The organism is Salegentibacter maritimus, assembly GCF_016236915.1.
GTDB lineage: Bacteria > Bacteroidota > Bacteroidia > Flavobacteriales > Flavobacteriaceae > Salegentibacter > Salegentibacter maritimus.
In genome coordinates this window covers 252815-265836 of the sequence record NZ_JAEHOK010000001.1, presented here as the reverse complement: position 1 = coordinate 265836, position 13022 = coordinate 252815, and the positions used below count along the sequence as shown (strand labels likewise).

The following is a 13022-nucleotide window of genomic DNA, read 5'->3' as shown; positions in this document are numbered from 1 at the left end:
TTATATGAACCAGCCTTTAGCTTACGTACATCCCGGAGCCAAAATTGCTAAGAACGTAGTAATAGAACCTTTTACCACTATTCATAATAATGTAGTGATAGGCGAGGGATCCTGGATAGGGTCTAACGTAACTATAATGGAAGGTGCCCGAATAGGAAAGAATTGTAGTATTTTTCCGGGAGCCGTTATTTCTGCCATTCCGCAGGATAAAAAATTTGATGATGAAGATACTATTACGGTTATTGGTGATAATACTACTATTCGAGAATGTGTAACCATTAATAGGGGGACTACAGACCGAATGAAAACCGTAATCGGGAAAAACTGTTGGATAATGGCTTATTGCCATATTGCGCACGATTGTATTGTGGGCGATAATTGTATCTTTTCTAATAACAGTACGCTCGCCGGCCATATAAATGTGGGAGACCACGTAGTATTGGCAGGTATGGCGGCAATTCAGCAATTTTGCAGTATTGGAAGACACGCCTTTGTAACAGGAGGCTCTTTGGTTAGAAAAGATGTTCCTCCGTTTGTTAAAGCGGGAAGGGAGCCTTTATCTTATGTTGGGATCAATTCTATAGGTTTGCGTAGAAGAGGGTTTACTACCGAAAAAATTAGGGAAATTCAGGATATTTTTAGAATTCTCTATCAAAGAAACTATAATAATACACAAGCTGTAGCTATTATTGAAGCCGAAATGCAAGCAACGGCAGAAAGAGACGAAATTTTAGAATTCATTAAAAACTCACAACGAGGTATCATGAAAGGATACTTTAGTTCAAATTAAAATAAATTTAAATGGCAAGTACAAGTGACATTAGAAACGGATTATGCATTCGTTACAACCACGATATTTATAAGATAGTTGAATTTTTACACGTAAAACCCGGAAAAGGTCCTGCTTTTGTACGTACCAAACTAAAAAGTGTAACTACAGGAAAAGTTGTAGAAAATACATTTTCAGCGGGACATAAGATAGACGATGTTCGTGTAGAAACTCATAAATTTCAGTATCTATATAATGATGATGAATTTTATCATTTTATGAATGTGGAGGATTACACTCAAATTCGTTTGGTGGAACAAGCTTTAGATCAACCTAAACTTTTAAAGGAAGGTGAAGTGGTTACAGTAATAATCAATACCGAAGATAATGCACCGCTTTCAGTAGAAATGCCTGCAAGTGTAATATTGGAAGTAACACATACCGAACCTGGTGTAAAAGGAAATACTGCCACCAATGCCACTAAACCGGCAACTGTAGAGACAGGTGCAGAGGTGAATGTTCCTTTATTTATAAATGAAGGTGATAAAATTAAAGTAGAAACAGATAAAGGAACTTATAAAGAAAGAATTAAAGAATAATTTTAGTCTTTCAAAAAGTTTTAGGCCAGACTGAACTTGTTTCAGCTTCTAGTTTGTTTAGATATTAAACGCTTAGACTCTGAGATAATCCCCAAATACTGGGGCAGGATGGCTAATTTTTTATAATTAGTATATGAAATTTCCCCAGGAACATAGCTTACAACAAATAGCAACTATTATTGATGCCGAGTATATTGGTGACGCTAATTTCCCGGTAACCGGGATGAATGAAATTCATGTGGTGACACCCGGGGATATTGTTTTTGTAGATCATCCAAAATATTACGATAAGGCTTTAAATTCGGCTGCTACTGTAATTTTGATTAATAAAAAATTAGCTTGTCCCGAAGGTAAGGCTTTGTTGATTTCAGAAGATCCTTTCTCCGATTTTAATAAGCTTACTCAGTACTTTAAACCTTTCAAAAAAGCTGATAAATCTATATCAGAGTCGGCTCAAATAGGAAAGGGTACTCATATTCAGCCCAACACGTTTATTGGCAATAATGTAAGGATTGGCAGTAATTGCCTAATTCACTCAAATGTTAGTATATACGATAATACTATTATTGGAAATAACGTAATTATTCATTCCGGAACTGTTTTGGGAGGAGACGCTTTTTATTATAAAACAAGACCAGAAGGCTTTGATAAATTAAGATCTGGTGGACGCGTAGTAATAGAAGATAATGTTGAAATTGGAGCTAATTGCACTATAGATAAAGGTGTTACCGGAGATACTACCATAAAAGAGGGTACTAAGCTTGATAACTTAATACAGGTTGGCCATGATACGGTTATTGGCAAAAGATGTCTTATTGCCAGCCAGGTAGGGATTGCCGGGGCAGTAATTATCGAAGACGAGGTGACCGTTTGGGGGCAGGTAGGAATGCGTAGCGGAATTACCGTAGAAAAAGGTGGTGTTCTTATGGGGCAGGCCGGTATTACAAAATCTACTAAAGCAAACAAAGTATATACAGGAAACCCAGCGATGGAAGCCAGGGCTAAATTAAAAGAATTGGCACTTTTAAAGCAATTACCTAAATTGCTTGAGAAATTAAAATAATAAATTTATGGGCGTACAAAGTAAAGAGATTGTTGAGAATTTTTATATATCCCTATTTAAAGACGAAAAAGGAGCTCTAGACAATTACTTACATCCCAATGTAAATCTTTCCTGGTACGGTACCACCGGATTTAAAAAGCTGGATTTCGACAAAATATTAGAGCTTAGGGATAATCTAGGAAAGAGCTTCGAATCGCTTAAGGCCGAAGTGGAAAAGATTGTCGAAGAAGACAATCAAATAGCCATACACTTTACCTACCATGTAAAAACAATAGAAAATCCCGACGAAGAAATGCCACTGGCCCACTTTATGGCTATTTGGGAATTAAAAGATAACAAACTTCTTAAGGGTGTTCAAATTTCACAACTGGGTGAAGAAATAGACGTTAGTCCATGGACTTAATTTTGAGTTCTCAAATAATCTGATTTTTAGGCTTGAATTTTACTTAATTTTAAGATTAAAGCCTTAATAAACTTCATAAATCACTTTATCTTTCATTTTTAAAAACTTACTTTTGTAATCGCAAAATCAAAAAAAATATGAGCGTTTTAGTCAATAAAGATTCAAAAATAATAGTTCAGGGATTTACCGGTAGCGAAGGTACTTTTCACGCTGAACAAATGATAGAGTATGGAACCAACGTGGTTGGAGGTGTAACTCCTGGTAAAGGAGGTCAAAAACACCTTAATAAGCCTGTTTTCAATACGGTATCTGATGCTGTTGAAAAAACTGGAGCCGATGTTTCTATAATTTTTGTACCACCAGCTTTTGCAGCAGATGCTATTATGGAAGCAGCAGATGCCGGAATAAAAGTAATTATCACGATTACCGAAGGTATTCCGGTGGCAGATATGGTAAAAGCTTACGATTATATTCAGGATAGAGATTGCCGTTTGGTAGGGCCTAACTGTCCAGGTGTAATAACTCCCGGAGAAGCAAAAGTTGGTATTATGCCAGGTTTTGTTTTCAAAAAAGGTAAAGTAGGGATTGTTTCTAAATCTGGTACTTTAACTTATGAAGCTGCAGATCAGGTAGTAAAACAAGGTCTTGGAATCACAACTGCAATTGGTATAGGGGGAGATCCAATTATTGGAACAACCACCAAAGAAGCTGTAGAATTATTGATGAACGATGAGGAAACCGAATGTATTGTAATGATCGGTGAAATTGGAGGTCAATTAGAGGCAGATGCCGCAACCTGGATTAAAGAAAATGGAAACAAAAAACCGGTTGTAGGTTTTATAGCCGGAGAAACAGCACCTGCTGGCCGTACTATGGGACATGCAGGAGCTATTGTAGGTGGAAGCGAAGATACTGCACAAGCAAAGAAAGCTATTCTTAAAGAAAATGGAATTCATGTAGTAGATTCACCGGCAGAAATTGGGAAAAAAGTGGCCGAGGTAATGAAGGGCTAAAACCTTCCTAAATCATATTGAAATCCTCCTGTATTTAGTGTTTCACCAAATACAGGAGGATTTTTTATTTCTTGGTATTAGCTTTTGTTATATTTGAAACTGTTTAATTAACATCAATCTTTTTATAAATATGAAATTATTAGAAGGGAAAAATGCCATAATAACCGGTGGTAGCCGTGGAATAGGCAAGGGAATTGCTAAAGTTTTTGCCCAGCACGGTGCTAACGTAGCTTTCACTTATAATTCTTCAGCTGAGTCTGCCAATGCATTGGCAGACGAATTGGGCGAATTGGGGGTAAAAGCCAAAGCCTATCAATCTAACGCAGCGAGTTTTAAAGAAGCCGAACAACTTATAAAAGATGTAGCCGAAGATTTTGGGGCTATAGATATTCTGGTAAATAATGCAGGTATCACAAAAGATAATCTCCTTATGCGAATGAGCGAAGAAGATTTTGATAAGGTTATTGAAGTGAACCTAAAGTCGATCTTTAATATGACCAAAGCTGTTCAACGTACCATGTTAAAACAGCGTAAGGGAAGCATTATTAATATGAGTTCTGTAGTAGGTGTAACCGGTAACGCGGGTCAGGCAAATTACGCTGCTTCAAAAGCCGGAATTATTGGTTTTTCTAAATCTATGGCCCAGGAACTTGGTTCAAGAAATATTAGAACCAACGTTATTGCCCCCGGATTTATAGAAACAGAAATGACTCAAAAGTTAGACGACAATGTAGTTGATGGCTGGAGACAGGCAATTCCTTTAAAAAGAGGTGGAAGCCCAGAAGATATAGCTAACGCCTGTGTGTTTTTAGGGAGCGATTTAAGTGCTTATGTTACCGGGCAGGTACTTCACGTAGATGGGGGGATGCATACATAGATAGGTTAGAAGTTAAGAGTGATTAGTTATTAGAACTTTTAACTTTTACCCGGAAAGGATTAACTATCTTCACTTTAATGGAGTTATCTAAAATTTTATTTATCGCCCTGGCTGCATTTATTGCGCTGGGGTTTGCTTTTTTTCAATACCTCTATAAGTCTAGAAAAAGAGGTAGGGATACTTATATTCTTTTTTCATTACGCTTTTTTTCGGTTTTTATACTTCTTTTGCTGCTTATTAACCCTAAAATTGGTTTTATCAGCTATAAGTTAGAAAAACCTATGCTTATTTTGTTGGCAGACGATTCCTGGTCTATAAATCATCTTAAGCAGGAAGATAGCCTTAAACTTATACTGGAAAGCTTTAAGTCTAACGAAAAATTAAATAAACGTTTTGATCTCGTTCAGTATAACTTCGGAAAAGAACTCAAATCGGGCGATATTAATGACTTTAAGGATACTGAAACCAATATTTTTTCGGCATTAGAAGGGGTTGAAGCACTTTCTAAAAAAAGAAAATCGGTTATTGCACTAATATCCGATGGAAATCAAACTTCCGGTCGTAATTTTGAATATTTCAATTCCAAAAATACAGAAATTTACCCTCTTGTAATTGGCGATACCACACAATATCCCGATCTGGAATTAATCAGGTTAAACCTAAATAATTATGCATTTTTGGATAATCGTTTTCCGGTTGAAGCCTTTATTTCATACTCGGGAGAAGATGCGGTAAATACCAGGTTTGTTATTAAAGAAAACGAAAAGGTCATTTTCTCTGAAGAGGTTTCGTTAGATAACGAAAATAGTTCTGTAATAATCCAGGCTCAACTCCCCGCCACAAATTTAGGAGTACTTTCTTATAAAGCTGAAATTGCGCCTTTGGCAACCGAAAAAAACCAGGCGAACAACATTAAAAGTTTCGCGATAGAAGTAATTGATGAGCGTACCGAAATTCTGCTGCTAAGTGCTATGTCGCATCCAGATTTAGGAGCCATTAAAAAGGCTGTAGAAACCAACAAGCAACGGCAGCTTGCCATTAAGTATATTGGTGAAAACCTTACCCTGGAAGACTATCAGTTAGTAATATTATACCAGCCCAATGCTGGTTTTTTATCTGTCTTTGAAGAGTTGAAGAAGAATAACCAAAACTATCTTCTTATTACCGGCACAAAAACCAATTGGAATTTTATAAATAATATTCAGGATTTTATAATAAAAGATTTTACGAATCAAAATCAGGAAATATTCGCGGTGAGAAATCCAAATTTTAACCAGTTTCAATTTGAAGATGCTGTTTTTTCAAATTTCCCCCCGCTTGAAGATAAGTTTGGTAATATTGAGCTTGAAAGTAATAGTATTGAAAGTATTTATTTTCAGGAAATTGAAAATGTAGAAACTACACAACCTTTATTGGCTATAAAGGGCAATGCACAGCGTAAAATAGGCTATATTTTTGGAGAAAATATCTGGCGTTGGCGTTCGGCTAGCTTTTTGGAAGATAAATCTTTTGAAGCTTTTGATAATTTCTTCGGAAAACTGGTTCAAAACCTGGCCTCTACAAAGCAACGAGAGCGATTAACTTTAGATTACGAGTCTTTTTTTTATGAAAATGAATCGGCTATAATTAATGCGAATTTTTTCGATCAAAACTATCAGTTCGATCCAAAGGCTAACTTACTAATTACGGTAGAAGATTCTTTAAACAGCTTTGAGTCCCAATTTATCTTAAAAAATAATACCTACCAGGTAGATTTAGGTGGTTTACCACCAGGTACTTATACTTTTCAGGTTAACGAAGCAGAAACCGGGCTTTCTCGTTCGGGAAGTTTTGAAGTAATAAGTTATAATATTGAGCAAAAATTTATTTCAGCTAACAAAAATGCAATGCAGGCCTTAGCTGAAAATTCTGGAACGAGGATTTTTTACCAAAATCAAACGCAAGAATTTATAAATAGGCTTTTAAATGCCGATAAATACAAGCCTGTTCAAAAAAGCCAACAAAAAGACGTACCTTTGATAGACTGGTTTTACCTTCTATTTCTGCTGGTTTTAATACTGGCAATAGAATGGTTTTACAGAAAGTATAAAGGATTAATTTAAATTTAATTTATATATGGAAAGATTACCCAAGCTTGGAGTTCCTATTCTTATAGGAATCGTTATTTTAATAATTTTTGTCGCAAAATCTACCGTTACAATTGGTTCTGGTGAGGCAGGGGTTTTGTATAAAACCTTTGGAGGTGGTGTGGTTACCGATGAACCGCCTTTAAATGAAGGTTTTCACCTTGTAGCACCCTGGAATAGAGTGTATGTTTATGAAGTAAGGCAACAATCTTTAGAAGAAAAAATGCAGGTTTTGAGTTCTAATGGTCTTGAAATTAAGCTAGATGCTTCTACCTGGTTTCAACCTTCTTATGAGCAACTGGGAAAACTACATAGAGAAAAAGGCGAGCAATATATTCAGCGTTTACTTCAGCCCGCAGTTAGATCGGCCGCAAGGGCGGTGGTAGGAAGGTATAATCCTGAGCAATTATATGCGAGTAAAAGAGAAGCGATTCAGAAAGAAATTTTAGAAGAAACTCAAATTTTACTTAGAGATCAATATGTGCAGGTAAATGAAGTTTTGGTGCGAGATGTATCCCTTCCGCCAAATATTAAAGATGCAATTGAGCGTAAACTACGCCAGGAGCAAGAATCTTTGGAATACGAATTTCGTTTAACTAAAGCTGAGCAAGAAGCAGAAAGACAGCGTATTGATGCTGAAGGTAAAGCACGAGCCAACGATATCTTGAATGCCTCTTTAACCCCAAATATCCTGAAAGAAAAAGGAATTCAGGCAACGCTGGAATTGGCCAGATCGGGTAATTCTAAAACCGTGATTATAGGTTCGGGTGAAGATGGAATGCCTTTAATTTTAGGTGGAGGAAATTAAAATAATGAAAATGAAATCTATTTTCTTAAATTTTGCAAGGCTTTCTATTTTTATAGGAAGCCTTGCTGTTTTTGCCCAAACCACTTCGGTTACCAATTCCGGGACACTTCAAACAGCTAGTCCTGTTGAAGTAGGAATATCTTCAGAAAGAATACAGAAAATTGAAGAGATGCTTCAATTTGCCATAAATGAAAATCAAGTACCGGGTGCAGTTGCCCTAATTGCCAGGGATGGGAAAATTGTTCTTCATAAAGCCTATGGAGATGCAAATGCATCGGGAAAAGAACTTGAAAAAGATGCGATTTTTAGATTGGCTTCACAAACAAAAGCCATTACAGCCACTGCAGTTATGATGCTATGGGAGGAAGGGAAGTTTCGTTTAGACGACCCTATCTCTAAGTATATTCCCGAATTCGAAAATCCAGTAATTTTAAAAGATTTTAACGAAGCAGACAGTAGTTACACCTCGACACCGGCTAAAAATGAAATTACTATTCGGCATCTCTTAACGCATACTTCAGGCTTGGGTTATGGAAGGATAGATGGCGATCAGCGTATGAAGAAAATTTACACCAGGGCAGGAATAGTCGAGTTATTTACCGAAGAAGACATTAGCATTGGTGAAAATATAAAGAAAATGGCCGCTTTGCCCTTACACCATGAACCCGGTGAAAAATTTACATATAGTGTAGGGTTAGATGTTTTGGGTTATTTTATCGAGGTAATTTCAGGGCAGGATTTTGATATATTTCTGAAAGAAAGAATTTTTGATCCCCTTCAAATGAACGATACAAGATTTTATCAGCCTTCATCAAAAAAAGATCGTCTGGTGGCGATTCAACATAGAAAAGATGGCAAATGGACAAATTTTCCGAATACATTTTATAATACGAATTATCCATTAACAAAAGATGGTACTTATTTTTCAGGTGGTGCAGGGCTATCGGGTACGGCAAAAGATTACGCCAAATTTCTTCAAATGTATTTAAATGGAGGGGAGTATAATGGTACTCGTTTGTTAAGCCGAAAAACAGTAGCTATTATTATGGGGAACCAGGTTGGGGAAAAGTTTAATTTTCCGAATCAGTATTACGGTCTCGCTTTTGGCGTGGTAACAGAAACAGGAGAAATAACCGGAGGGCAGGGAAGTGCCGGTACTTTCGATTGGGGTGGCTATTTTAACACGCAGTATTTTGCCGACCCCCAGGAGCAGGTAATCGGTATTTTGTTGAAGCAAACACGGGGAAATACCGGCGATGAAACCGCCTGGAAATTCAGGCAAATGCTTTTTAGTGCTATTGATGATTAATTTGACATTTGAGTATTAATTATATTGTTTTAGACAAAAATTTATAAAAAATAAGAAAGCTGTTTTGCAGTTTAAAATTTATATTTAGATTTGTAATCACAATGAAGAATTTTCAATTACATCACCATCATATTTATTACTGCGCTCAGGCGAGGTAAATTTGGTGTGTTGTAATTTTCAGCATATTTAAAACCCGTTTGAGCTATTCAAACGGGTTTTTTTATTGGCACCGCCAAAGGGTGTAATACCCCGAGGCTTGCCTCGAAATTAAAAATTTGTTTTCAACGAATGCCTCGTGGGCTTGCCCCGAGATAGTTTACTTTATAACCAACAACTAAAGCGTAAAAGAAATTTAAAAAATGAGCCAGGAAAAATTAAGGATTGCTATTCAAAAATCGGGTAGATTAAATGAAGATTCCCTCAAAATACTGAAAGATGCCGGTATTTCTATAGATAATGGAAAAGAACAACTTAAAGCTTCATCACGTAACTTTCCGTTAGAGGTAATGTATCTTAGAAATGGTGATATACCACAGTATTTAAGAGATGGAGTGGTTGATGTAGCCATAATTGGCGAGAATGTGCTAATTGAGAAAGGAAAAGATATTATTCAGGGTGAAAAACTTGGGTTTTCAAAATGTCGTGTTTCTTTGGCTGTGCCAAAATCTATGGAGTACAATAGCCTTAAAGATCTTGACGGCAAAAAAATTGCCACTTCTTATCCTAACACGGTAAATGAATTCCTGGAGAAGAAAGGTATTACAGCCGAACTTCATATCATTAATGGTTCGGTAGAAATAGCTCCCAATATTGGGTTAGCCGATGGTATTTGTGATATTGTTTCCAGCGGTAGCACTTTGTTTAAAAACGGATTAAAAGAGGTAGAAATTATGCTGAAGAGTGAAGCCGTGCTCGCTATTTCTCCTGAAATTTCAGAAGAACGACAGCAAATTCTAGAGAGATTGCAATTTAGATTGAAATCGGTTTTAAATGCGCGTACTTCTAAATATATTTTACTGAATGCTCCCAATGAAAATTTAGAAAAGATCATCGAATTACTGCCTGGAATGAGAAGTCCTACAATTCTCCCGCTTGCCGATGAAGGCTGGAGTTCTATTCATACCGTGATTAATGAAGAACGTTTCTGGGAGGTAATAGATGAATTAAAACAAAATGGTGCCGAAGGTATTTTAGTTGCACCTATAGAAAAAATGGTACTTTAAGATGGAAAAATTTTATAATCCTGCTAAGTCTGAATGGGCTAAAATTTTAAAAAGGCCTACGCAAACTATAGAAGATATTGAAGAAACCGTAAACCAGGTTTTTAGTGAAGTAAAAACAAAAGGGGACACCGCAATATCAAAATATACCGAACTTTTTGATGGAATAAATCTTTTGCAAACAAAAGTTACACAAGAAGAAGTAACTACTGCTGCCGCTAAGGTTTCCAACGAATTGAAAGATGCTATCAAATTGGCTAAAAGCAATATCGAAAAATTTCATGCTGCACAAAAAACCGATAGAATAGAGGTTGAGACAACTAATGGAGTAAAGTGCTGGCAGGAAAAAAGGGCTATTCAAAAAGTTGGATTATATATCCCGGGTGGAAGTGCTCCTTTATTTTCTACAATTTTAATGTTGGCTACTCCTGCAAACATTGCCGGCTGTGAAGAAGTTGTACTGTGTACGCCGCCAGATAAAAATGGAAATGTACATCCAGCCATTTTATATACCGTAGAATTATGTGGTGTGACTAAAATATATAAAGTTGGTGGGATTCAGGCAATTGCAGCAATGACATTTGGTACCGAAACCATCCCAAAGGTCTATAAGATTTTTGGTCCCGGTAATCAGTTTGTTACAGTGGCGAAACAATTGGCAACTCGTTATAATGTGGCTATAGATATGCCGGCAGGCCCTTCTGAATTACTTGTTTTAGCCGATGATTCTGCCAATGCAGCTTTTATTGCCTCAGATTTGTTAAGCCAGGCCGAACACGGGGCAGATAGCCAGGTAGTGCTTGTTTCCAACTCTAAAAGTTTAATGGAAGAGGTAGAGAAGGAAGTAACCAATCAATTAGCAGTTTTACCAAGAAAGGATATTGCTGAAAAGGCCATAGCCCATTCCAGGCTAATATATGTTGAAAAAGAGAAAGATGCTCTGGATTTAATTAATGAATATGGCCCGGAACACTTTATTATTTGTACGACTAACGAAAGTTTTTTCACCGAAGGTATTCAGAATGCAGGTTCGGTTTTTATAGGAAATTTTACTCCCGAAAGTGCCGGAGATTATGCTTCGGGAACCAACCATACACTGCCCACAAATGCTTATGCCAAACAATATAGCGGAGTGAACTTAGATAGTTTTATGAAGAGTATGACTTTTCAAAAAATATCTGAAGAAGGTATTCGCGGAATTGGTCCTGCCATTGAATTAATGGCAGAAGCCGAAGGTTTGGCAGCCCATAAAAATGCGGTGAGCTTACGATTAAAAGAATTAAAGTAATACTAAAAATATCGTCATTCTGAATTTATTACAGAATCTAATATGTTCTAACAGTCTATATCTTAGACCCTGAAACGAGTTCAGGGTGACGAAGAGAATAAATTCAGAATGACGATTAAAGACCATTCAAATAGAATGAATAAATTTAATATAAATAATCTGGTAAGGCCTAATGTGGCCGTTTTAAAGCCTTATTCTTCCGCCAGGGACGAATACCAGTCTACGGGTTCTGAAATGGTTTTTTTAGATGCGAACGAAAATCCGTTTCAAACCGATGTAAATCGGTATCCAGATCCGCAGCAACGTAACCTAAAGGCTGAATTGGCGAAATTAAAAGGTATTGTTTCAGAAAATATTCTACTGGGCAATGGAAGCGATGAAGTACTGGATTTGCTGTTTCGTGCATTTTGCGAGCCGGGAGATGATAATATAATTACCTTGCCTCCTACCTATGGTATGTACAAAGTACTGGCCAATATCAATAATATAGAGAATAGGGAAGTTTTGCTAAATTCAGATTTTGAACCCAATGTAACAGAGATTCTGAATTCGGTAGATCAAAATACGAAAATGATCTTTTTATGTTCTCCCAATAACCCTACGGGTAATTCATTTTCAGAAGAAAAGATTTTAAAAATTCTGAGAAGTTTTAATGGTTTAGTGATTGTAGATGAGGCCTATATAGATTTTTCAGAAGAAAAAAGCTGGTTACATAAACTCGTGCAATATCAAAATCTGGTAGTTACCCAAACACTTTCTAAAGCATATGGTATGGCGGGAATACGCTTAGGAATTTGCTATGCTTCTACAGCAATTATTGAAATCTTAAATAAAATTAAACCACCTTACAATGTAAATGAATTAACGCAAGTAAGGGCTTTAGATAGAGTGCTTAAAAAAGAGCAGGTAGCTTCTGAAATAGCCGATTTAATTAAAGAAAGAACCCTCTTAAGTGAGGCTCTAGCGAATGTTGGGTTTGTTGAGAAAATATACCCATCTGATGCTAATTTTATTTTGGTAAAAGTAGATAATGCCAATAAAAGATATGGGCAATTGTTAGAAAAAGGAATAGTAATTAGAAACCGCACTACGCAACCGCTTTGCGAAAATACACTACGCTTAACTGTTGGAACCCAAGCGGAAAATAAAAAGTTAATAGAAGCTTTAAAGAGTATAGAATAATAAAAAGTATAGTTTTCGTCAAACTGAACTTTTTTTAGCTTCTTTTGATAGAAATGAATAACTATGTTTACATATTAACCAATAAGAATAGAAGCGTTCTTTATATAGGATCTACAAAAAATCTTGTATTCCGACTAAGACAGCACCGTTTAAGAAAAGGAGCGAAGTTTACACGAGATTATAATGTCTTTGATCTTATATATTTTGAAATTATACCTAGTTCCAGATTAGCTAAAGCAAGAGAGAAACAATTGAAAAACTGGCATAAATCCTGGAAATGGAATTTAATAAAGAAATTTAATCCAACTTTAATAAGCCTAAAGTTAAATTCAAAAGGCCCTGAAACAAGTTCAGGGCATAACTAA

The 13022-nt window shown here is 36.3% G+C and carries 13 protein-coding genes; all 13 read left to right on the top strand.

The genetic code is table 11. The annotated features are described in order from the left end of the window. The first annotated feature begins 4 nt into the window (after window positions 1-4). Entirely contained in the window at window positions 5-790 is a 786-nt protein-coding gene (gene lpxA, locus I6U49_RS01235) for an acyl-ACP--UDP-N-acetylglucosamine O-acyltransferase (RefSeq protein WP_193709688.1), read from the top strand. 11 nt (window positions 791-801) lie between these two features. Beyond that, window positions 802-1368: an elongation factor P gene (gene efp / locus I6U49_RS01230; RefSeq protein WP_193709687.1), complete on the top strand. Its 567-nt coding sequence runs from the start codon at window positions 802-804 to the stop codon at window positions 1366-1368. 133 nt (window positions 1369-1501) lie between these two features. Further along, a complete protein-coding gene (locus I6U49_RS01225) occupies window positions 1502-2431 on the top strand; it encodes a UDP-3-O-(3-hydroxymyristoyl)glucosamine N-acyltransferase (RefSeq protein WP_198627275.1) in 930 nt (309 codons plus the stop codon). Between the two features lie 7 nt (window positions 2432-2438). Next, window positions 2439-2834, top strand: coding sequence for a nuclear transport factor 2 family protein (locus I6U49_RS01220; RefSeq protein WP_198627274.1), 396 nt, complete (start codon window positions 2439-2441; stop codon window positions 2832-2834). Between the two features lie 137 nt (window positions 2835-2971). Continuing rightward, window positions 2972-3847, top strand: coding sequence for a succinate--CoA ligase subunit alpha (gene sucD, locus I6U49_RS01215; RefSeq protein WP_198627273.1), 876 nt, complete (start codon window positions 2972-2974; stop codon window positions 3845-3847). 130 nt (window positions 3848-3977) lie between these two features. Continuing rightward, entirely contained in the window at window positions 3978-4724 is a 747-nt protein-coding gene (gene fabG / locus I6U49_RS01210) for a 3-oxoacyl-[acyl-carrier-protein] reductase (protein WP_198627272.1), read from the top strand. Between the two features lie 77 nt (window positions 4725-4801). Then, window positions 4802-6826, top strand: coding sequence for a VWA domain-containing protein (locus I6U49_RS01205; protein WP_198627271.1), 2025 nt, complete (start codon window positions 4802-4804; stop codon window positions 6824-6826). Between the two features lie 13 nt (window positions 6827-6839). Then, window positions 6840-7658, top strand: coding sequence for a prohibitin family protein (locus I6U49_RS01200; RefSeq protein WP_193709681.1), 819 nt, complete (start codon window positions 6840-6842; stop codon window positions 7656-7658). Window positions 7659-7668: 10 nt separating this feature from the next. Then, entirely contained in the window at window positions 7669-8967 is a 1299-nt protein-coding gene (locus I6U49_RS01195; protein WP_198627270.1) for a serine hydrolase domain-containing protein, read from the top strand. Between the two features lie 359 nt (window positions 8968-9326). Next, window positions 9327-10190 carry an ATP phosphoribosyltransferase gene (gene hisG, locus I6U49_RS01190; RefSeq protein WP_198627269.1) on the top strand — a complete coding sequence of 288 codons (864 nt, stop codon included), beginning with the start codon at window positions 9327-9329 and terminating at the stop codon, window positions 10188-10190. A 1-nt stretch (window position 10191) separates the two neighbouring features. Continuing rightward, window positions 10192-11475, top strand: a complete 1284-nt coding sequence (hisD, locus tag I6U49_RS01185) for a histidinol dehydrogenase (RefSeq protein ID WP_198627268.1) — start codon at window positions 10192-10194, stop codon at window positions 11473-11475. A gap of 108 nt (window positions 11476-11583) precedes the next feature. Beyond that, the gene (hisC, locus tag I6U49_RS01180; protein WP_394370297.1) at window positions 11584-12657 is read left to right on the top strand and encodes a histidinol-phosphate transaminase; all 1074 of its coding nucleotides are present in this window, start codon (window positions 11584-11586) and stop codon (window positions 12655-12657) included. 53 nt (window positions 12658-12710) lie between these two features. Beyond that, window positions 12711-13022 (top strand): GIY-YIG nuclease family protein, encoded by a 312-nt coding sequence (locus I6U49_RS01175; protein WP_198627267.1) that lies wholly within the window; start codon window positions 12711-12713, stop codon window positions 13020-13022.